Below are 21,074 nucleotides of genomic sequence, written 5' to 3'. Positions count from 1 at the left end.
AATGGAAATCGCATTAATTGCACACGATAAAAAGAAAGATGATATGATTCGTTTTGTAACTGCTTACCGCAATATTTTTGGACATCATCAATTATATGCTACAGGTACGACTGGAAAAAGAATTACAGAGGCAACAAAATTACCTGTTGTTCGCTTTCAATCTGGACCATATGGAGGGGATCAGGAAATCGGTGCCCTCATTGCGAAAAATAAGCTAGATATGGTGATTTTTTTTAGAGATCCTCTAACAGCTCAGCCACATGAACCAGATGTTTCTGCGTTAATGCGACTTTGTGATGTATATTCCGTACCACTTGCAACGAATATGGGTACGGCTGAGGTCCTTATACGAGGATTAGAAAAAGGTGATTTAGATTGGCGCAGTATTGCTAGGGGTGAAACAAAAGATGAATAATACAATCGATATTCTTGCTATTGGGGCACATGCTGATGATGTTGAAATCGGTATGGGTGCCTCGATAGCAAAATGGACTTCTGAAGGGAAATCCGTTGTTATCTGTGATTTAACCGAAGCAGAACTATCATCAAATGGTACAGTTGAAAATAGAAAAAAAGAGGCTAAGAAAGCAGCATCTATATTAGGTGTTAAAGAGCGAATATCACTCACTATTCCCGATCGAGGCTTATACATAAATAATGAAAATATTCGAATGGTCGTTGAGATCATTCGTACATATAAACCGAATATTGTTTTCGCGCCTTATTATGAAGATAGGCATCCAGATCATGGAAATTGTGCTAGACTTGTTGAGGAAGCATTTTTTTCAGCGGGTATACGAAAATTTACAACTAAATCATTAGAACCACATAAACCAAGAAATTTATATCATTATATGATTAACGGGTTCCATCAGCCTGATTTTGTTATCGATGTTTCAAACTATATGGATAAAAAAATTGAAAGCTTAAATGCCTATCAAAGCCAATTTGTAAATACAAATGAGGGTGTGAAAACACCTTTAACTGAAGGGTATATTGAAAGTGTTCAAGCGAGAGAGCGCATGTTTGGCAAAGAAGTAGGTGTGATTTTTGCCGAAGGTTTTAAATCAAAAAAACCGATATTATTAAATATGGATGTGATAGGGGTATGAGTGAGAAGTTGAAAATTGGTATTACCTGCTATCCTACAGTTGGCGGATCGGGTGTTATAGCTACAGAATTAGGAAAATTACTTGCAGAACGTGGCCATGAAATTCATTTTATTACATCCAGCATGCCATTTCGTTTAAATAAAATGTATCATAATATTTACTACCACCAGGTTGAAGTCAATCAATACTCAGTATTTCAATATCCACCTTATGATATTGCACTTGCAAGCAAAATGGCAGAGGTAATTAAAAGAGAAAAATTAGATATCCTCCATGTTCATTACGCTATGCCACATGCTGTTTGTGCAATACTTGGAAAACAAATGGCTGGCACAGATGTAAAAATTGTGACGACTTTACACGGAACCGATATTACTGTTTTGGGGAATGATCCTTCATTAACAGAAGCGATTCGTTTTGGTATCGAACATTCAGATTATGTTACTGCTGTTTCAAAAGCGTTAGTTATGCAAACAATGGAATTAATCCAACCTCAAAAAATGATAGACACAGTTTATAATTTTATTGATGAGAGAATTTACAAAAAAATGGACTCAGAACATTTAAAATCTGAATATGGAATTTTACCGCATGAAAAAATATTAATTCATGTTTCTAATTTTCGAAGTGTAAAAAGGGTTCCTGATGTTGTTAAAGTGTTTGCAAGAATAAAGGAGTATATACCAGCTAAACTCCTCCTTGTTGGAGATGGACCAGAAATGACAATTATTTGTAGTCTAGTCCAAGAATTAAATTTAAAAGAGCATGTATTATTTTTAGGAAAACAAGATAATTTGGAAGAATTATATTCCATCAGTGATTTATTGCTTTTACTTTCGCAAAAAGAAAGCTTTGGTTTAGTTGCCTTAGAAGCATTGGCGTGCGGAGTTCCTTGTATTGGTACGAATGTTGGCGGAATTCCAGAAGTAATAACAGATGGTTTAAATGGTTTTATTTGTGAACTAGGTGATATAGAGGCAATTGCTGATAAAGCATTAAATCTTTTAATGGATGAAAACTTACACGAACAGTTCTCGGAAAATGCTTTCCACAGTGTAATAGAGCGATTCATGTCAAATAAAATTGTTGACCAATATGAGGAAATTTATGATCGTGTATTATCACATAAAGAAAAGGTGGGGATGGAATGAAGGAACCATTCCAAAGCGCCATTCCCATTATTCAAGCATTAGAAAATCATGGATTCGAAGCCTATTTTGTAGGAGGATCTGTCCGTGATTATTTATTAAAACGTCCGATTCATGATGTGGATATTGCTACTTCTGCAACACCAATAGAAATGAAAGAAATTTTTTCTTCGACAGTTGATATTGGAATTGAACATGGAACGATTCTAGTAATGTATAAAGGCAGTAATTATGAAGTGACCACTTTCCGCACAGAATCTAAATATATTGATTATCGTCGTCCAGATCAAGTCCATTTTATTCGGTCTTTGTATGAGGATTTAAAAAGAAGAGATTTCACTATGAATGCAATTGCTATGAACAAAAGTGGTGAAATTATCGATCCGTTCAATGGAAGTATTGCGATTCAAAATCATATGATTGAAACAGTCGGAAAAGCAAATGACCGCTTTTCCGAGGATGCATTAAGAATGATGAGAGCCTTACGTTTTGTAAGTCAATTAGGTTTTTCATTACATCCTAATACTAGACAAGCAATTCAAGAAAATGCCCACTTATTACAATATATTTCAATAGAAAGACTTTTAGCGGAATTCACTAAGCTTATATGTGGACCGAATAAAAAACAAGCAATGACATTATTATTGCAATGTGAATTGTGGCGTTTTTTACCGATTCTTGAAGGTCATCCCAATCTACTACGTCATTTTGTCACATTGAACATAGACCTTTTAACAGAGAACCAAATGTGGCTTCTTCTTCTATATCTTTCTAATTCAGATAACCCGGAAGAGTCATTAAGAGGTTGGAAATTGCCATCAAAAAAAATAAAATATTTAACGAAATCACTAAATATTTTACATAGACGATTAAAGGAAGAATGGACTACACTATCACTATATTATGCGACTAAGAAAATTTCTTTAGATGTTGAAACAATTGTAAAAACATTAGAGAAAAAATCAATTAATGGTATTAAAGAGGAAATAGAAAAGGAATTTTTGAAGATGCCCATCCTAAAACGAGAAGACATTGCCGTTTCTGGAGAAGAATTAATGGAATGGTGTCAGCGCCCTGGAGGTCCTTGGATCAGAAAAATGATGGAGAATATTGAAAAGGTGATTTTACATAATGAAGTAAAAAATGAAAAAGAGTCGATAAAGAGGTGGATCCAAACATGCAAACACCAACTAGAAAACGATTACTAGAAGCGTTCACAGCTGCGAGCGGGGAATTTCTATCTGGACAAGCTTTAGCAGATATATTGGGATGTTCAAGAACGGCTGTTTGGAAACATATTGAAGAACTTCGTAAAGAAGGCTTTGAATTAGAAGCTGTTCGGAAAAAAGGATATCGGATTGTTTCTACAATGGATCGTGTAACAGAAAATGAGATTCGTCTCGGTTTAAATACAAATTTACTAGGTAATATGATATATTATTTGGAATCTACTGATTCGACACAAAAGGTTGCTCACCAATTGTCACAAGAAGGCTGTCCAGAAGGTACATTGGTGATAGCTGAGGAGCAAACTAATGGTAGAGGGAGACTGACAAGACAGTGGCACTCTCCGAAATACACTGGTGTTTGGATGAGTCTTGTTTTACGTCCAAAGCTTCCACCGCAAAAAGCACCCCAATTCACCTTAATTGCTGCTATTGCAGTTGTACAAGCGATTGAGGAGCTTATAAGTGTTATTCCAGAAATTAAATGGCCAAATGATATTTTGATTAATGGAAAAAAGGTAACAGGAATACTTACCGAACTACAAGCGGATTCTGATAAAATTCATTCGATTATTATAGGTATTGGTATTAATGTTAATCAGGCTGAAACTGATTTTCCAGATGAATTAAGATCAATTGCTACATCATTAGCCATTGAAAGTGGGAATAAGTTATCGCGCTCTACCTTAATCCAACATATATTAGCAAATTTGGAGAAATATTATGAGATCTATATGGAACGGGGATTCGCTCCTTTAAAAATATTATGGGAGAGTTATGCCATTAGTATCGGTAAAGAAATAATTGCAAGAACGGTAACAGGATCTATTTCCGGCAGAGCAATCGGTATCTCTGATGAAGGTGTATTAAAAATACAAGATTCAAATGGTGTAATACATGATATTTATTCTGCTGATATTGAGGTTAAGTCATAAAAATTATAGTTTGAATGAATATTTTTTGATATAATTTTCTTGGGTAGTATCCATCGGAACTGCACCTTGCTTAAAATTATTTATTAATTGAATATGTTTCTGCCTTGATCCACTTTGGACGGGGACAGAGGGTCGAAATGAAAATAAATAAACAGGAGTCCTTCTGCCTTGCGGAAGGACTCTTTTTTAATCGTTCAGATATCTAAGAGAGGAAAATTGTACCTTGAAATTGGTTGACTCGCTTCCAATCGAAGACCCCACCTCTCACCTTAAAAGCAAGGTCGCATGTTTTCAAGCTACTTTCCTAAAAGCCAAATTATTGACTCTATAAGGAGGAATATGCATGAAACAAACGACTGATTTTTTGAAAATGAAAGATGAACAGGAAAAAATAGCAATGGTGACTGCATATGATTTTCCATCTGCAAAATTAGCAGAACAGGCAGGTGTGGATATCGTTCTAGTTGGTGATTCATTAGGAATGGTTGTTTTAGGATATGAATCTACAGTCCCTGTTACGATAAGTGATATGGTTCATCATTCTAAGGCTGTAAAACGAGGGGCAAAATCTACTTTTATAGTAACAGATATGCCATTTATGACTTATCATCTAAACCGGGAAGCAACATTGACTGCAGCTGCATCGCTTATCCAAGAAGGAGGGGCAAATGCAGTAAAGGTGGAAGGAGCAGGAAATGTTATTCCGATGATAAAAGCACTTACCGATTCTGGAATCCCTGTTATGGCGCATCTAGGCTTAACCCCTCAAACAGTTGGGGTATTAGGAGGATACAAAGTCCAAGGAAAAACAGCGGAAGCAGCCAATCAATTAATCGAGGATGCAATAAAATGTGAGGAGGCAGGTGCATTTGCGATTGTTTTGGAATGTGTACCAAAACAATTAGCGAAAGAAGTTACTGTACGTCTCCAAATTCCTACCATTGGAATTGGTGCGGGTGTGGATGTTGATGGGCAAGTATTAGTCTTTCACGACCTTATTAAGTTTGGGGTAGATCGTGTTCCGAAATTTGTAAAAACCTATGGAGATTCAAATGAAATGATCGTGAAAGGATTGAAGCAATATGTTCTTGAAGTGAAATCAAGTCAATTTCCAGAAGAAAAACATTCCTTTACGATGAAACAAGAAGAATTGTCCACATTATACGGAGGAAAATAAACATGAAATTGATTACAACAAGAACGGAAATGACTCAAATAATTAAACAGCTTAAAAGTAATTCAAACACGATTGGTTTTGTTCCTACAATGGGCTATTTACATGAAGGACATATGTCTCTCGTTGATAAGTCAAGACAACAAAATGATATAACTATCATGAGTATTTTTGTGAATCCAATGCAATTTGGTCCGTCAGAAGACTTTGAAACCTATCCTAGAGATTTGGAAAGAGACCAAAGCTTAGCAGCCAATGCAGGGGTAGACTATATTTTTGCTCCTTCCGTCACGGAAATGTACCCCGAAGAGATGGGGAATCATTTATCTGTAGTAAAAAGAGCTAATGTTCTTTGTGGTAAAAGTCGTGAAGGACATTTTGATGGTGTTGTCACTGTCTTATCAAAATTATTTCATATTATCCTGCCTGATCGGGTTTATTTTGGGCTGAAGGATGCTCAGCAAGTAGCTGTAGTGGATGGTCTCATTCAAGATTACTTTTTTCCCATCGAACTTATTCCTGTCGCCACAGTTCGAGAAAATGATGGATTAGCCAAAAGCTCGAGAAATGTCTATTTAACAGAATCTGAAAGAAAGGAAGCATCACAATTATATCAGAGCCTTTTATCAGCAAAAAATGCTATATCGGACGGGGAAAGAATGGTGGAAAAAGTAGCTGATCTTATTAAAGAACATATTGAAAAAAATACTAATGGATCCCTTGACTATGTAGAGATTTATTCGTATCCATCATTAATTCCACTTGAAACGATTAATGGCAAGATAATAATCGCAGTAGCTGTGAAGTTTTCTAAGGCAAGATTAATTGATAATATCATACTTGATATCGAGTAGAAAAATACGAGGAGGATTTACCTATGTTTCGCACGATGATGAACGGAAAAATCCATCGGGCAACCGTTACGGAGGCAAATTTGAATTATGTCGGCAGTATTACAATTGATGAGGATATTTTAGATGCAGTTGGAATGACAGCCAATGAAAAAGTACAAATTGTCAATAACAATAATGGTGCTCGTTTTGAAACATATATTATCCCAGGACAACGTGGAAGTGGAGTTATTTGTCTAAATGGTGCTGCAGCAAGACTTGTTCATGTGGGAGATATTGTTATTATTATTTCCTATGCACTCATCCAAGAGGATAAGGTTGAAAGTCATCAACCAAAAATTGCCTTACTAGACGCTAATAACCATATTACGGAAATGATTTCGTACGAACCAGAATCCACAATATTATAAATATTTATAACCGTATCAAAATGTAATTGGTACGGTTGTTTTTAATTTAGGCTCTTTTCTAAAACTTTGTTGCTTTTGATAAGAAAACTTGGTGATAACTACCATATTATGTTGGATCAAAAATATTTTTAGAAAAGATTCCCCGAAACCAAGCTATATTTGAAGGATATCTTTTTACGATAAAGCAACAATCTTTACGAAAAAAGGCTTAATTTACAATAGATGTGTATTGTCGTTTCTAGTATGATAAACTTAGTAAAAATGATTTAGATTTTTGTAGTAAGAAATAGGTGATTTTATGAAACAACGCTTTGTAGTAGTAGATATTGAGACAACTGGAAATTCACCTAAAAAAGGTGATCGGATCATACAATTAGCTGCCGTTGTAGTAGAAAATGAGCAGATTGTTGATCAATATACTACCTTTGTTAATCCATGTGTTCCTATTCCTGCATTTATAGAAGAATTGACAGGGATTAACGATGAAATGGTAAAAGACGCACCTTTATTTGAAAAAATTGCACCTCGATTGTTGGAAATGCTAGATCATAGTATTTTTGTTGCACACAATGTTCTTTTTGATCTTAATTTTATACAATCAGAATTAAATAGGGTGGGCTATTCTAATTTTACAGGTCAGTCAATTGATACTGTGGAACTTGCGAGGGTATTATTTCCTTCATCTGAAAGCTTTAAGCTTTTTGAACTTACTGAGAGTTTTTCGATCAATCACGAGCGGCCGCACCAAGCGGATAGCGATGCGTTTGTTACAGCTGAATTACTTTTGCATTTTATTAATCGAACCAGGCAATTACCTCTTGTTACACTGGAAAAATTATCTGTACTATCCATTGAATTGAAAAGCGATATAGAGATAGTGTTTGAATCAGTACTTCATGAGAAAAAAAATCATGTAGAAAACCTTCCTAACCATCTAGAGGTATTTCGGGGAATTGCCTTAAAGAAGAAGAGAAAGAAGCAAATAAGCCATGATTATCGTGAGAAGATAGAGTATCCATTAAGCAATGATGAGAAAGAAAAAATAATATCTGCAAATATACAGCAATTTGAAAGTAGATATGGCCAATATGAAATGATGGATACTGTTTATGAGGCATTTCGTTTACAAAAACATGCGATCATTGAAGCAGGTACAGGTGTTGGAAAATCATTAGGCTATTTGCTTCCAAGTATCTATTTTAGTAAATCTGAAAATAAACCTATATTAATTAGTACATATACAGTTCAATTACAGGAACAACTTCTGCAAAAAGAAGTAAAAAATTTATCAAAAATGTTTCAGATCCCGTTTAAAACCGTTTTATTAAAAGGGAGACAACATTATTTAAATTTATTTAAATTTGAGCAAACATTATGTGAAGCAGATGCACAATATGATTCAGTAATGACCAAAATGCAAATATTAGTATGGTTAACTGACACTGAAACAGGTGATATTGACGAGATTAATCTATCAAGCGGAGGAAAATTATTTTGGAATAGGATTAAACATGACGGTTGGCATTTATCTAAAGAACGTGATCCATGGGTCTCTAAAGACTTTTATTTATACGCTAGAAGAGAGGCAGAAAATGCTGATTTAGTCATTACGAATCATGCCATGCTATTAAATGATCTTGTTCAAGACCAACAGCTTTTCCAATCATATGATTATGTTATCATTGACGAAGCACATCATTTTGAGAAAGCCGCACGAAATTTTTTTGGTGAAAAGCTTAATTATATTCCCAGTAAATTTCTATGTAGTAAAATAGGGTCTTTAAATAATAAGCAATTATTTTTCCAATTAGAAAAGCTAGTAGAGACAAAAAAACTCCAAGTACATATACCTGCTTTTGAACTGGATTTTTCAATTGTCGAATTGGAAAGAAATGTGGATGACTTATTTTTGGGTCTAGCAGAAAAGCTTGTAGACCATCAAAAGAAAAGTAATAAAAACTACCAGAAAATACAAATTCATTTATCAAATCAATGGATGAATGAAAGTAACTGGAAACCAGTAATATATTGTGCTGAAAGGATAGCTCAAAATATAAAGGAAATTATAGCGGGAATAACTGAAAGATTAGACAATTTAAATAAAATAAGTGAAAAATTAACTGAAATAGAGAAAGCATTAATTGAAGAAGTGTACAGCTTGCTTAACGAGTTAATAATATTAGATCAATCCATGCATTTGCTCATGCTAAATCAATCTGATGGCTATGTTTATTGGCTGGAAGGTGATTCTAGAGCGATTCCAAATAGTGTATCGATTCAAGCACAGCCAATATCTATACGAGATCAATTAATTAATGACTTTTTTTCGAAAAGGAATAGTGTAGTTTTAACATCAGCTACACTTACTGTAAACAATTCCTTTTCTTACATAGAAAATGAGCTAGGGCTTTACGTATTTGAAAATCGTATTAAAAAGCAAATTTCATCTCCTTTTCGTTACAATGAGTTGACTAGGCTAATTATCCCGAATGATGTACCAGAAATTGGTCAAGTATCTTTATCTGAATATGCGGAAGCAATAGCAGGTCACTTAATTGCAATTGCGCAAGCAACAAAGGGGAGAATGCTTGTTTTATTTACCTCTTTTGAATTGTTAAGAAAAACTTATGACCTTATGAAGGAGAGTGGGTTATTAGATGAATTTATTTTAATAGCCCAAGGAATATCAACAGGAAGTAGAACAAGACTTACAAAAAACTTCCAACGATTTGATAAAGCGATTTTGTTTGGAACAAATAGTTTTTGGGAAGGGATAGATATCCCTGGAGAAGATCTGTCTTGTTTAGCAATCATCCGTCTTCCATTCTCCCCACCAGATGAACCATATTCATGGGCGAAAAGTGAAGCATTAAAAGCAGAAGGTAAAAATTCCTTCTCAGCATATTCATTGCCTGAGGCAGTCATTCGTTTTAAACAAGGATTTGGACGCTTGATAAGAAAGAATACCGATAAAGGAATTATTATCGTCTTTGATCGTAGAATTGAAACAACAAAATACGGAAGTACCTTTATTCGTTCTATTCCACCAATTCCGATTGATCATGCACCTTTAAATAAAATAATTGAAATTGTTGATGAATGGCTGTAATTAAATGAGTGAGATGTGAACAAAAAAGATACGCTGCTTATGCAGCGTATAATATGTGTGAACTAGAAAAAATTTTTTTGAAATAACATATGATCATGATATTTAATCATCATTTGTTGTTATAATGAAAGATGAGTGTTTCAGTATTTATATTGTGGCTTTAATCGGTTACGATATTTATAACAATATTTGTTTTTTGTAGGGGGATTATTATGGAAAGTAAAATTGAAGTGCTATCAACCATAAAAGTCGAATATCAGACTGATATGTATAAAATTGTTGATTCATTAAACAGAACATTAAAGTCAGAAGATCTAATGTTTGGTTTAGCGCTTGATTCGGAAGATAAGACTAAGGCAATATTTACTATATATCGTACATAATAGAGGTTAATGATGAAAAAGTGGATAATATTAGTATGTGTAGTGATTTTGATAGCAATCGGTTTCTCTGTTAATGTTTATTTTCAATCAACTAAGCCATTAAATAGCGCTAAAAATTATGCTGAAAAAAAAGCGAAGGAAAAGGCGAATCTCGATTCGGTGGATCAGTTTTATTTATATAATGGGGATGAAACTTATTATATTACAGTTGGAAAACAAACAAATGGTGAAGAGATTGCTGTATGGATTCCTGAAAAAAATAGTAATAATGTAACAGTTGAAAAAATGTCTGATGGAATTTCCAAAACAGAAGCAGTGAATAGATTAAAATCAAAAGTAGATCCAACAAAAATATTAGGAACCCGATTAGGGATGCTAAATAAGGAGCCTGTTTGGGAAATTTCATATCTTGATAAATCCTCCAACTTGAACTACGCTTATATATATTTTTTAAAAAATAATAATAAACCACCGTATATGATAACTAATATATAGAAAAGGTGAGGAGAAACATGTCAATCCAACTTGCAAATCGAGTAAGTACCCTTACACCATCATCAACATTGGCTATTACAGCCAAAGCCAAGGCGATGAAGACTGCAGGAATAGATGTCATTGGTTTAGGTGCAGGTGAGCCTGATTTTAATACACCACAGCATATTATTGATGCTGCTACAAAATCGATGAATGAAGGGTTAACAAAATATACTGCAACTGGCGGGTTACCTGAGTTAAAAAAAGCTATTATCAATAAATTTAAACAAGATCAAAATATTGATTTTGGCCCATCTGAAATTATTGTTACAAGTGGAGCAAAGCATGCTTTATATACACTTTTTCAAGTCATTCTTAACGAAGGCGATGAAGTAATCATTCCGATTCCCTATTGGGTAAGTTACCCTGAACAAGTAAAACTAGCTGGTGGTCTACCAGTATATGTAGACGGTAAAGAAGAAAACAATTTTAAAATTACTCCTGAACAACTTAAATCAGCGATTACAAGTAAAACTAAAGCATTAATTATTAATTCACCTAGTAATCCGACTGGAATGCTTTATTCAAGAGATGAATTAAGAAAGCTTGGGGAAATCTGTTTAGAACATGATGTGTTGATCATTTCAGATGAAATATATGAAAAATTAATCTATGATCATCATGAACATGTATCTATTGCGGAAATCTCACCGGAATTAAAGAAGAATACGATCATTATTAACGGAGTTTCCAAATCACATTCTATGACTGGATGGCGTATCGGGTATGCAGCGGGTAATGTAGAGATCATCAAAGCAATGACAGACTTAGCAAGTCACTCTACCTCTAATCCAACAACCCCTTCACAATATGGGGCAATTGCTGCATATAACGGAAGCCAAGAACCCGTCGAAACAATGCGTGCAGCATTTGAAAGCAGATTAAATGTTATATATAATAAATTGATTCAAATTCCAGGAGTAAGCTGTCTAAAGCCTCAAGGAGCATTTTATCTATTTCCTAATGTCAAAGAAGCTGCACAAATGACTGGATTTTCTTCAGTTGATGAATTTGCAACTGCGTTACTTGAAGAAGCAAATGTAGCAGTTATCCCTGGGGCAGGATTTGGTGCACCGGATTATATACGCTTATCCTATGCAACTTCATTAGATCTTCTTGAAGAAGCGATTAAAAGGATTAATCAGTATATTAATAATAAATTAAATAAATAATCTTACGGATATAATTCCCCCTTCACATGAGGAGGAGGGGGATTATTTTTTAAAAGGTAAGAAAGTATAAAATTTACTAAGGATATTAGACATGAAAAGTGTCTGCTGTGTCTAGCTCCAGCGCCTATCGGTTAGCGGATTTCTTCGTCTTCTCCCTACGATAAGTTAACATCGGCTCGTAAACTACCTCGCCGTGTTTCCTTTATCTCAGTCGATGACTACAAAATCCGTACGCTAGAGGTGCGGCGTTTGCGCTTTTCTTAATAATTTCCTTTTATATTTGGGTTTAGTATAATAAGGGTTATACATATTGTTATATGTGTTTGACTGTTTTTGGAGGGAAAAGAATTGAAAACAACAATTGAAGAAGTTAAAAAATTTGTTGGACAAGATGTAACTATCGGAGCATGGGTAGCCAACAAGAGATCAAGCGGCAAAATTGCATTTTTACAGCTTCGGGATGGTACTGGATTTATCCAAGGCGTTGTTGTAAAAACGGACGTACCTGAAGAAGTATTTCAAAAAGCGAAATCTTTAACACAAGAAACATCCATTTATGTTACTGGAACAATTCAAGAGGATAGCCGTTCACCATTCGGATATGAGTTGCTTGTAAAAGATATTAAAGTGATTCATGAATCGGTTGATTTTCCAATTACACCGAAAGAACATGGCACTGAATTTTTAATGGATAACCGCCACTTATGGCTTCGTTCTCGCCGTCAGCATGCAGTAATGAAAATTCGTAATGAAATAATTCGTGCTACATATGAATTTTTCAATCAAAATGGATTTACTAAAGTCGATCCACCAATTTTAACTGGTAGTGCACCAGAGGGAACGACTGAATTATTCCATACAAAATATTTTGATGAAGAGGCCTATCTTTCACAAAGTGGACAGCTTTATTTGGAAGCGTCAGCAATGGCACTTGGAAAAGTATTTTCTTTCGGACCTACATTCCGAGCAGAAAAATCTAAGACAAGACGTCATTTAATTGAATTTTGGATGATTGAACCGGAAATGGCATTTTACGAACATGAAGATAGCCTAAAAGTGCAAGAAGAATATGTATCTCATATTGTTCAATCTGTCCTAAAAAATTGTAAATTAGAATTAGAACGATTAGGCAGAGATACATCAAAACTAGAACAAATTAAAGCTCCATTCCCTCGTATTTCCTATGATGAAGCGATCAAGCTTTTGCATGAAAAAGGGTTTGACGATGTTGAATGGGGTGATGATTTCGGTGCACCACATGAGACAGCTATTGCTGAAACTTTTGATAAGCCGGTTTTTATTACTAACTATCCAACTTCATTGAAACCATTTTATATGCAGCCGCATCCAGAGCGTCCAGAGGTCGTTTTATGTGCAGATTTAATTGCTCCTGAAGGTTATGGTGAGATCATTGGCGGTTCTGAGCGTATTCATGATTATGAATTAATGAAAAAGAGAATTCAGGAACATGGACTTCCTTTAGAAGCATATCAATGGTATTTAGAATTACGTAAATATGGGTCAGTTCCACATTCTGGCTTCGGACTAGGTCTAGAACGAACAGTTGCATGGCTATCTGGTGTTGAACATGTACGTGAAACGATACCATTTCCACGCTTACTTAATCGACTTTATCCTTAATTCAAAAAAAGAAAGCCAAGCATTTATGCCTGGCTTTTTCTTTTTTTTAGGCTGTTTTCGTAAAGTTTGTTGCTTTTTAGTGATATTTTATTAACAATCTGAGTTGATTGTAGCGAAGGACACTTGACTCCTGCGGGAAAAAGAGGGAAGTGGGAGACCCCACAGGCGGTAACGCCGAGGAGGCTCCCATCCCTCCCCGCGGAAAGCAAGTGTCTGGAGCGGAAATCAACGGACTAAGTTTATAGTCTAAAACAACAATTTATACGAAAAGAGCCTTTTTTTAAAAGAAAAAGGAAATTAGAGAATCTGAGAAAACAAATGACAGATTTTCCTCGTTCCTTTTTTATCATCCATCATTTATACTTAAATAGAGGTGTCCCATATGGATAAAGAATTAATAATGAAGTGGTTAGAAGAGGGGACTATTCAGATTCCCCAATTATTAATGGCAAAGTATAAACATATTGGTTTAAATGAAACCGAATTAGTCCTTCTCCTTCAAGTTTATTCCTTTTTAAAAAAAGGCAACGATTTCCCTACTCCAAAAGAACTTTCAGAACGAATGACAATTCCTGATAGTTTATGTGCCTCTATATTGAGAAAACTTGTTCAAAATCAATATATAAGTATAGAAGAAGGATATTCTGAAGAAAATATTCGTTTTGAAAAATACTCATTAAATCCTTTATGGAGTAAACTTGTAGATGATTTTATTTATGATAAGAAACAGCAGGAGCTAGAAAAGAACTTACATGAGGAAACCAACTTATATACTACTTTTGAGCAAGAGTTTGGCAGGCCTTTATCTCCTCTTGAATGTGAAACATTAGCTATGTGGCTCGATCAAGACCATCATAATCCTACTGTCATTATAGCTGCTCTACGTGAAGCAGTTATTTCAGGAAAACTAAATTTTCGATATATTGATCGAATATTGTTCGAATGGAAGAAAAATGGAATTAATACAATTGAAGAGGCACGTGATTTCGGGAAAAAGTTTCGTCAAACACGAAAAAAAACACAGACGGTTCAAAAAAGCTCGAATATGGTACCTTTTTATAATTGGTTAGAACAATAGAATGAATGAAAAGAACTGTATGAGGTGGAAATATAGTAATGTTAAATTTGCAGCAAATTCGATTTTGCCTTGATGAAATGGGAAAATTATTTCCAGAGGCACATTGTGAATTAAATCATTCAAATCCGTTTGAACTAGTCATTGCGGTTTCACTATCGGCACAGTGTACAGATGCACTTGTAAATAAGGTTACGAAGACGCTTTTTGAAAAATATAAAACTCCTGAGGATTATTTATCTGTCTCATTAGATGAATTACAAAATGATATTCGCTCGATTGGATTGTATCGGAACAAGGCAAAAAATATTCAAAAATTATGTCGAATGCTGATTGATGATTATAACGGAGTTTTACCTAAAGACCGGGATGAATTAACTAAGCTTCCTGGAGTAGGTCGAAAAACAGCCAATGTAGTAGTTTCGGTTGCTTTTGGTATTCCAGCTATTGCTGTGGATACACATGTGGAGAGAGTAAGCAAACGACTAGCAATATGTAAATGGAAGGACAATGTTTTAGAAGTAGAAAGAACATTAATGAGAAAGGTTCCAAAAGACGAGTGGTCAATCACTCATCATCGGATGATCTTCTTTGGTCGTTATCACTGTAAAGCACAAAATCCGAAATGTACTGTGTGTCCCTTACTTGATCTTTGTCGTGAAGGTAAAAAAAGGATGAAAAAAAGAGGCATTGAATCTTAGCGATTCAATGCCTCTTTTAATTTTCTTATTTTTCATTCTCCATTACCGTCAACAGGGGTGCCAGGATCTGGTGGACTATCGCCACCATCTCCATTCCCTTGACCCTCACCATTACCGTTGCCATTGCCATTACCATTACCATTGCCATTACCATTACCATTGCCATTGCCATTGCCATTGCCATTGCCATTACCATTGCCATTGCCATTACCGTTATCATTGCCGTTATCATTGCCGTTACCTTGGTCATTGCCATGATCTTTACCTTTATCGTTTGGATCTTTTCCATTATTTTCGTCGGATTTAGGATTATTTAATTTAATGGTTATGCTTGCTGGTTTACTTCTTTGATCTCCAAGGATTGCAGTAACTTCAATCCGATATGTTCCATCCAATTTTGGATTAGCAATCGAAATGGAAGTATCTTTTGTGCTTCCTAATGATTGTTTGGCTTCATTGTTAAAGGAAGCTGAGACTTCAAATGATACACCTTCTTTTAATTTCGGATGATCCCAGTTTACTTCAATCTTATTAGATTCTTGATTGTAAGAACCTGAAAGATTAGTTGGAGCTTCTAATTGATTATATTTATTTGAAACTTCCGTCGGTTCCTCATTCCCTCTGACAAATAACTCATATACAATATTGCTGCTTGGTGTATATGGGCTTGGTTTTTGAGGAGGATTTGTACCAACTTCAATAGGTACCTTTACTACACTGTTAGGCATTTCGAAGTCTGGTGTATTTTTCCCTTCGGAAACGTGAGCCATTAAATTTTTAAAGATAAGCTGTGAGATTTTTTGCTCACTTGCAGTAAGATAATATTTGAAATTTCCATTTTCATCAAATGAACTATCATATCCAGTCCAAACTGCAGCCGTATAATTAGTAGTATAGCCTGCAAACCAGGAATCTGGACTCACCCCTCCTGGAATATTATATTTCTCCACATCAGTATTACTAAAGTTTGTTGTTCCTGTTTTACCTGCAACCGGAAGACCAGGTATATTGGCCAAAGTTCCAGTCGCTTGCGGTTTAGTTAAAACATCTTTTAACATATCAGTGATCATATATGCTGTATAATCATGCATAGCAATTTTCGGTTCAGGATTTGTTTTTACGACAGTTTCTCCATCTGTTAAAACAATTTTTCGAACAGCATGAGGCTTGTTATAAATTCCTTTGTTTCCAAATGCTGCATATGCACCAGCCATCTTCATTGGTGACATTTCAAGACCGCCGCCAATAGCAGAAGAAGGGTAGAATTTCTTTTTATTTAAGTCTAATCCTAAGTTATTTCCAAATTCATAAGCTTTACCAGCACCAACATCAGCCCAAGCTTTTGCTGCAGGGACATTTCGAGAAGTGTACAAAGCTTTTCTTATCGACATTTGTCCCCAATGACGATTATCCCAGTTATTCAATTCTGGACCATTATCAATATAATGATATGGCTCATCAACAATTTGATGAGAAGTAGACCATTGTAACTCATTGATTGCCGGTCCATAATCGAGAATTGGTTTAATCGTTGAACCAGGTGAGCGTTTAATATCAACTGCACGATTTAATCCACGACTAACTTTAGGGTTTCTAGCACCACCAACCGCTCGAATTTCACCTGTTTTCGTATCCAATAAAGTAATTCCTGCTTGGAATATATCATCAGGATATTGAACGATATCATTAGTATTTAAGATTTTTTCTGTATATTCTTGGGCATCTTTATCTAATGTAGTGTAGATCTTTAAACCATCCGAAAATGGATTATAGCCCATATCTTCAACTTCTTTAATCACGAGGTCCATAAATGCATCATATTTATATTGAGGCATATTGTCTCTATTCTTTTCCTTTAATAGCCCTTTTGTAACTGGAACTTTTCTTGCATCTTCCATTTGCTGCTTTGTAATTTTTTTATGCTGATACATTAAGCCCAGTACGACATTTTTACGCTTCTCAGCTAAATCAGGATGTTTAAAAGGATTATAATTATTTGGACTTTGCTGTAATCCAGCAATGAGTGCGACTTGTGGGAGAGTTAATTTATCTAATGTTTTCCCATAATAATACTTTGCAGCAGTTTGAATTCCGTGAATTCCACCAGACATGTATATTTTATTCACGTACATTTCAAAGATTTCTTCTTTCGTATATTGCCTTTCTAATTGTATAGATAGCCATGCTTCTTGAGCTTTTCGTTCTAAATTTTTGTTATTTGATAAAAAGGACATTTTTATTACTTGCTGTGTAATTGTACTTCCGCCTTCAGCACCATAGCCTCGTTTAAAATTAGCGATCACTGCTCCGCCAATTCGAATCGGATCAATTCCATGGTGACTAAAGAAACGAGAGTCTTCTGTTGCAATAATTGCATCTTTTACTGTGTCTGGAATATCTTTGTATGCAATATAGTTACGTGTTGCAGTTCCGATTTTGCCTACTACTTTACCATCCATCCCTAAAACCTCAGACGCAATTGGGTCTCGAAGTTGTGTTTTGTTTAAATGGGGTGCTTTGCTTGCATAGTAAGCAAATGTTCCAACACCTGTTAAAAGACCTATTACTCCAATGATGAATATGGTTAAAATAATTCGTTTAAAAATTGAAGCCTTTTTTCTTTTTGGCTTTTTTTTATTTTTAACAGTTTCTTGCTGTTTTCTTCGTTCCTCACGAGTTTGATATTTTTCTGCCATAAATAAATTTCCTCTCTTTCCTAAATCAGAAGAATAGATTTAGAAGTTTAAGTCAACGATTCATTATACAAATATTTTCTGAATCGTTTGGATATAGTCAATTCGAGGGTGAAGGCCTAAGTGTAATTGATATCCTATTGCCTCGATTTCCTCTTTTTTAATTGATTTTCTTCCGCCTGATAACATTCGGTTCCAAAAAACAAATAAATCTGTGCTCTTTAATAAAAATACTTCTTCCGTTTTGGCAAAACGAAGAATGACAAAGGATATTCCATTTTGATTTACAACTTTTTTCATATGATCTATTTGGTGAGCGTGAAAATTTTGTAAAGGAAAGGATGTCGTATTATTCGTTTCTTTCGCCTCAAAATCGATATATTTTCCTTTATATACTCCATTATAATCCGTAGTTGAAGGCTGTTTAAAATATGCTTCTTTAATGACCGCTGTACTACGAGATTGATAGTCAACATGGACAATTTGAACAGGTGTTGGCTTTTTATGAATAACGGCAATTCCATTCTGTAAATAGAATTGATTCGTTACATTTAAATCTTCCTCTAGGGTCATCCCTCTATTACTATACGAAATACTTTTCGTAGATGTTAATTTCTTTTTGGGCGTTTTGTCAAGGATATATTTTTTCCCGTTAGGGTATCTAATTTCCATTCACCTTCACCTCACAAGCTAAATTATATCATAGCAGAAATATTCATTGATTGTGTGAATAAAAAGTATGATTTCCCGCTATGATAAGGTTAAATTAAGGAATGGAGCGTATTTTATGCGTGAAAGTAGTCTTTTTCATCGATTTTTATTAAAAGGCTCTCAAATCATATCAGATGGTCAAATTATCCAAAGTGTAAAAAACATTACTTTCAATGGAAACCTAGATAATATATCACGTACTCAGGAATATTTAAACTTTTATCTTTTGTACCCTGAAATAAAATGGGCATTTCTTGCTTCTATGGTTTCAAGAAATGCTGGATGGAATATGTGTGATCTTAAAGGACCGACGTTTCCAAAAATGGTCAATGATAAAATAAGAAAAAGACTGTTTTTAACCTATGAAAGAGCAAATTGGCTAATTTTCCAAGATGCATTTCCTCAATTATTGCTTTACCATTATTCGACGATTTATAATCGTCCTTTGTTTCATTTATTAAAAGAATTTTATGTGTCTAAATTTATGGAACAGGAATGGAAGATATTTTATGAGAAAAAGGATTGCATTCGATTAATGATTTCTTTAATTATTAATGAACAAAATATCATTCAACAGCCAATCATTAAACATCCATTATATAAGAAAAGAATTTTTTCTTCATTAATTTTTAAGTTTCAAGAATTATTTCATTTTAGTTGTGTAGTTTTTCCGACTATGAACGGAGAATTATATGGTTCAAGTGTGGTGAATTTTCGAAAAGTGGATGAAAGGATAGAATTAGGTAAAAGATTGTCTTCAATATTATTTAACTACGATTTATTTCCTAAATTTCTATCATTTGCTTTAAATAATAAACATACAGGTTCAAGAAATGATTATGAACAGTTTTTAAGACTAGAGAAGGGAGCGGGTACACCATATTTAAGAGAGGTATATCCGATAGTAAAGCACCATAATCGCAAACATGAAGATTGGTCAATGAAAATCTCCATTAATAGCGAATGGTTAAAAATGAATAATCTCGATGATTTATATGAGATATCAGAATGGTTCCTTCAAAAACAAACTCAAATACAGCAATTATCTCGATTCATGCATTTTTTTGTGTGAGTAATAATTTGAATGAAAAAGCAAGGATTTTCTGTCAATCCTTGCTTTTTTCTTTCTTAAGTAGATGGTCGATTGGGTCCGGTTAGTTTTGGGTTATTATCTGCAGCTTTTGATTTTGCTTTTTCTTCCTTTTTCTTCTGTTTCTCCAAATCTTTATTCATTTTCCTTACACCTCCGTTATTTATTTTGCACTACCCATGGCTCCTCATACATCTGTCGAAAAGTTATATAAGAATGTATATTTATCACTTTCTTTGGCGAAACAGTTCTAGTTTTGTCAGGCATGGAGGTGAATGAGCGGGGAGAAAGAATATATATTTTATAGAACTAAAGGAGTGGTAAAAATGATAAAAAAAGATGAGCTATTATTGCAGCTGGAAGAGCTCGAGGATTTATTTGATCATTTGGAGAAACAATTTACGGATATTATGCAAAATGAAGAAGAGGAAATAATCACACGTGTATATCAATCGCAACTTTTATTGGAAACTCGAATCACTAGGCTCGAGAAAAAAGTAAGATTAAAAAAACGATCTGCTTCCGTTGCACAAAATAACCTTCCTTTTAAATTACAACAATTAGGGTAGAGTTCTGGATTTTTGACCACCAATAAAACGAAAAGTATAATGATAATTATCGAATGGTATAGTGGCTTTTAAAAGCTGCTTTTTATTTAGGAGGAAATGAATGTCTAATAACGAGCTTCTAGTTTTGACAAAAAAGTTAATTGAACGAAATCAATCTGCTCTTCAATCATTTAATAAAGTAAGAGAGACAGGTAAACAAGGTGATTTTTATTTAGAGGTAAAGCCATTTGCTGACCAAGTGAAAAGGGAGTGTGAGGAGTGGTTACCGCTTGCGATTGAATGGGTAAATAGAATTAAACCGAAACATCTTCATTCTGTTCAATTAGAAAATACATGTGAAAATCTTCAAATGGTTTCAGTGAGAGCCTTTTTTCCCGATTCAAGCTTAAAAAAATTTAAAAGCCATGTACAATCAGTGGATTATGTACTAAATCGAATGTTAGGAGAAATAAGCTGATTAGAATTTCTTCTAGTGATTTATACATAGACATCTCACCATTTTTATTATTGTTCATACTGTAATAGTAGTGATGATCTGTA

The 21,074-nt window shown here is 34.4% G+C and carries 20 protein-coding genes; 18 read left to right on the top strand and 2 right to left on the bottom strand.

The window, feature by feature from the left end:
- Position 1: 1 nt before the first annotated feature.
- From mgsA to nth, 15 genes are all read left to right on the top strand, one after another.
- The gene (mgsA, locus tag ACQKP0_RS07075) at positions 2-415 is read left to right on the top strand and encodes a methylglyoxal synthase (protein ID WP_427405122.1); all 414 of its coding nucleotides are present in this window, start codon (positions 2-4) and stop codon (positions 413-415) included.
- The gene (gene bshB1 / locus ACQKP0_RS07070; protein WP_427405121.1) at positions 408-1,112 is read left to right on the top strand and encodes a bacillithiol biosynthesis deacetylase BshB1; all 705 of its coding nucleotides are present in this window, start codon (positions 408-410) and stop codon (positions 1,110-1,112) included. Before mgsA ends, bshB1 begins: the two co-directional genes overlap by 8 nt.
- Complete coding sequence (bshA, locus tag ACQKP0_RS07065; RefSeq protein ID WP_427405120.1) at positions 1,109-2,263, top strand: N-acetyl-alpha-D-glucosaminyl L-malate synthase BshA; 1,155 nt, start codon at positions 1,109-1,111, stop codon at positions 2,261-2,263. The genes bshB1 and bshA overlap by 4 nt, the downstream gene beginning before the upstream one ends.
- Positions 2,260-3,468, top strand: coding sequence for a CCA tRNA nucleotidyltransferase (locus ACQKP0_RS07060; RefSeq protein WP_427405119.1), 1,209 nt, complete (start codon positions 2,260-2,262; stop codon positions 3,466-3,468). Before bshA ends, ACQKP0_RS07060 begins: the two co-directional genes overlap by 4 nt.
- Complete coding sequence (locus ACQKP0_RS07055; protein WP_427405118.1) at positions 3,438-4,421, top strand: biotin--[acetyl-CoA-carboxylase] ligase; 984 nt, start codon at positions 3,438-3,440, stop codon at positions 4,419-4,421. Before ACQKP0_RS07060 ends, ACQKP0_RS07055 begins: the two co-directional genes overlap by 31 nt.
- A gap of 343 nt (positions 4,422-4,764) precedes the next feature.
- Positions 4,765-5,598, top strand: a complete 834-nt coding sequence (panB, locus tag ACQKP0_RS07050) for a 3-methyl-2-oxobutanoate hydroxymethyltransferase (RefSeq protein WP_427405117.1) — start codon at positions 4,765-4,767, stop codon at positions 5,596-5,598.
- 2 nt (positions 5,599-5,600) lie between these two features.
- Positions 5,601-6,449 (top strand): pantoate--beta-alanine ligase, encoded by an 849-nt coding sequence (gene panC / locus ACQKP0_RS07045; RefSeq protein ID WP_427405116.1) that lies wholly within the window; start codon positions 5,601-5,603, stop codon positions 6,447-6,449.
- Positions 6,450-6,472: 23 nt separating this feature from the next.
- Entirely contained in the window at positions 6,473-6,856 is a 384-nt protein-coding gene (gene panD / locus ACQKP0_RS07040; protein ID WP_427405115.1) for an aspartate 1-decarboxylase, read from the top strand.
- Positions 6,857-7,154: 298 nt separating this feature from the next.
- Positions 7,155-9,965, top strand: a complete 2,811-nt coding sequence (gene dinG / locus ACQKP0_RS07035) for an ATP-dependent DNA helicase DinG (RefSeq protein ID WP_427405114.1) — start codon at positions 7,155-7,157, stop codon at positions 9,963-9,965.
- Positions 9,966-10,177: 212 nt separating this feature from the next.
- Complete coding sequence (locus ACQKP0_RS07030; protein ID WP_427405113.1) at positions 10,178-10,348, top strand: YpmA family protein; 171 nt, start codon at positions 10,178-10,180, stop codon at positions 10,346-10,348.
- Positions 10,349-10,360: 12 nt separating this feature from the next.
- Positions 10,361-10,843, top strand: a complete 483-nt coding sequence (locus ACQKP0_RS07025) for a DUF5590 domain-containing protein (protein WP_427405112.1) — start codon at positions 10,361-10,363, stop codon at positions 10,841-10,843.
- Positions 10,844-10,860: 17 nt separating this feature from the next.
- The gene (locus ACQKP0_RS07020) at positions 10,861-12,054 is read left to right on the top strand and encodes a pyridoxal phosphate-dependent aminotransferase (protein ID WP_427405111.1); all 1,194 of its coding nucleotides are present in this window, start codon (positions 10,861-10,863) and stop codon (positions 12,052-12,054) included.
- A 348-nt stretch (positions 12,055-12,402) separates the two neighbouring features.
- Positions 12,403-13,695, top strand: coding sequence for an asparagine--tRNA ligase (gene asnS / locus ACQKP0_RS07015; protein ID WP_427405110.1), 1,293 nt, complete (start codon positions 12,403-12,405; stop codon positions 13,693-13,695).
- 382 nt (positions 13,696-14,077) lie between these two features.
- The gene (locus ACQKP0_RS07010) at positions 14,078-14,773 is read left to right on the top strand and encodes a DnaD domain-containing protein (protein ID WP_427405109.1); all 696 of its coding nucleotides are present in this window, start codon (positions 14,078-14,080) and stop codon (positions 14,771-14,773) included.
- Positions 14,774-14,811: 38 nt separating this feature from the next.
- Positions 14,812-15,471, top strand: coding sequence for an endonuclease III (gene nth, locus ACQKP0_RS07005; protein WP_427405108.1), 660 nt, complete (start codon positions 14,812-14,814; stop codon positions 15,469-15,471).
- 32 nt (positions 15,472-15,503) lie between these two features.
- Here nth and ACQKP0_RS07000 read toward each other — a convergent pair whose 3' ends face one another.
- Both ACQKP0_RS07000 and recU read right to left on the bottom strand, forming a co-directional pair.
- Entirely contained in the window at positions 15,504-18,167 is a 2,664-nt protein-coding gene (locus ACQKP0_RS07000) for a transglycosylase domain-containing protein (protein WP_427405107.1), read from the bottom strand.
- Positions 18,168-18,230: 63 nt separating this feature from the next.
- Positions 18,231-18,836, bottom strand: a complete 606-nt coding sequence (gene recU / locus ACQKP0_RS06995) for a Holliday junction resolvase RecU (RefSeq protein WP_427405106.1) — start codon at positions 18,834-18,836, stop codon at positions 18,231-18,233.
- A gap of 115 nt (positions 18,837-18,951) precedes the next feature.
- On the opposite strand from recU, the gene ACQKP0_RS06990 reads away from it, so the two are divergent.
- The 3 genes from ACQKP0_RS06990 to ACQKP0_RS06980 all read left to right on the top strand — a co-directional run bounded on the left by ACQKP0_RS06990 (position 18,952) and on the right by ACQKP0_RS06980 (position 20,991).
- Entirely contained in the window at positions 18,952-19,947 is a 996-nt protein-coding gene (locus tag ACQKP0_RS06990) for a DUF2515 family protein (protein ID WP_427405105.1), read from the top strand.
- Between the two features lie 344 nt (positions 19,948-20,291).
- The gene (locus tag ACQKP0_RS06985) at positions 20,292-20,534 is read left to right on the top strand and encodes a hypothetical protein (RefSeq protein WP_427405104.1); all 243 of its coding nucleotides are present in this window, start codon (positions 20,292-20,294) and stop codon (positions 20,532-20,534) included.
- A gap of 100 nt (positions 20,535-20,634) precedes the next feature.
- Positions 20,635-20,991: a YppE family protein gene (locus ACQKP0_RS06980; protein ID WP_427405103.1), complete on the top strand. Its 357-nt coding sequence runs from the start codon at positions 20,635-20,637 to the stop codon at positions 20,989-20,991.
- Positions 20,992-21,074 lie beyond the last annotated feature (83 nt).

Origin of the sequence: Heyndrickxia sp. NPDC080065, from assembly GCF_050281185.1 — a bacterium.
GTDB lineage: Bacteria > Bacillota > Bacilli > Bacillales > Bacillaceae_C > Heyndrickxia.
This window is presented reverse-complemented; position numbering and strand designations above follow the sequence as displayed.

What these genes read in the sequence shown, in the direction of transcription:
- mgsA (WP_427405122.1), top strand. Translation starts at nt 2, where the DNA reads ATGGAAATCGCATTAATTGCACACGATAAAAAGAAAGATGATATGATT.
- bshB1 (WP_427405121.1), top strand. Translation starts at nt 408, where the DNA reads ATGAATAATACAATCGATATTCTTGCTATTGGGGCACATGCTGATGAT.
- bshA (WP_427405120.1), top strand. Translation starts at nt 1,109, where the DNA reads ATGAGTGAGAAGTTGAAAATTGGTATTACCTGCTATCCTACAGTTGGC.
- ACQKP0_RS07060 (WP_427405119.1), top strand. Translation starts at nt 2,260, where the DNA reads ATGAAGGAACCATTCCAAAGCGCCATTCCCATTATTCAAGCATTAGAA.
- ACQKP0_RS07055 (WP_427405118.1), top strand. Translation starts at nt 3,438, where the DNA reads ATGCAAACACCAACTAGAAAACGATTACTAGAAGCGTTCACAGCTGCG.
- panB (WP_427405117.1), top strand. Translation starts at nt 4,765, where the DNA reads ATGAAACAAACGACTGATTTTTTGAAAATGAAAGATGAACAGGAAAAA.
- panC (WP_427405116.1), top strand. Translation starts at nt 5,601, where the DNA reads ATGAAATTGATTACAACAAGAACGGAAATGACTCAAATAATTAAACAG.
- panD (WP_427405115.1), top strand. Translation starts at nt 6,473, where the DNA reads ATGTTTCGCACGATGATGAACGGAAAAATCCATCGGGCAACCGTTACG.
- dinG (WP_427405114.1), top strand. Translation starts at nt 7,155, where the DNA reads ATGAAACAACGCTTTGTAGTAGTAGATATTGAGACAACTGGAAATTCA.
- ACQKP0_RS07030 (WP_427405113.1), top strand. Translation starts at nt 10,178, where the DNA reads ATGGAAAGTAAAATTGAAGTGCTATCAACCATAAAAGTCGAATATCAG.
- ACQKP0_RS07025 (WP_427405112.1), top strand. Translation starts at nt 10,361, where the DNA reads ATGAAAAAGTGGATAATATTAGTATGTGTAGTGATTTTGATAGCAATC.
- ACQKP0_RS07020 (WP_427405111.1), top strand. Translation starts at nt 10,861, where the DNA reads ATGTCAATCCAACTTGCAAATCGAGTAAGTACCCTTACACCATCATCA.
- ACQKP0_RS07010 (WP_427405109.1), top strand. Translation starts at nt 14,078, where the DNA reads ATGGATAAAGAATTAATAATGAAGTGGTTAGAAGAGGGGACTATTCAG.
- nth (WP_427405108.1), top strand. Translation starts at nt 14,812, where the DNA reads ATGTTAAATTTGCAGCAAATTCGATTTTGCCTTGATGAAATGGGAAAA.
- ACQKP0_RS07000 (WP_427405107.1), bottom strand. Translation starts at nt 18,167, where the DNA reads ATGGCAGAAAAATATCAAACTCGTGAGGAACGAAGAAAACAGCAAGAA.
- recU (WP_427405106.1), bottom strand. Translation starts at nt 18,836, where the DNA reads ATGGAAATTAGATACCCTAACGGGAAAAAATATATCCTTGACAAAACG.
- ACQKP0_RS06990 (WP_427405105.1), top strand. Translation starts at nt 18,952, where the DNA reads ATGCGTGAAAGTAGTCTTTTTCATCGATTTTTATTAAAAGGCTCTCAA.
- ACQKP0_RS06985 (WP_427405104.1), top strand. Translation starts at nt 20,292, where the DNA reads ATGATAAAAAAAGATGAGCTATTATTGCAGCTGGAAGAGCTCGAGGAT.
- ACQKP0_RS06980 (WP_427405103.1), top strand. Translation starts at nt 20,635, where the DNA reads ATGTCTAATAACGAGCTTCTAGTTTTGACAAAAAAGTTAATTGAACGA.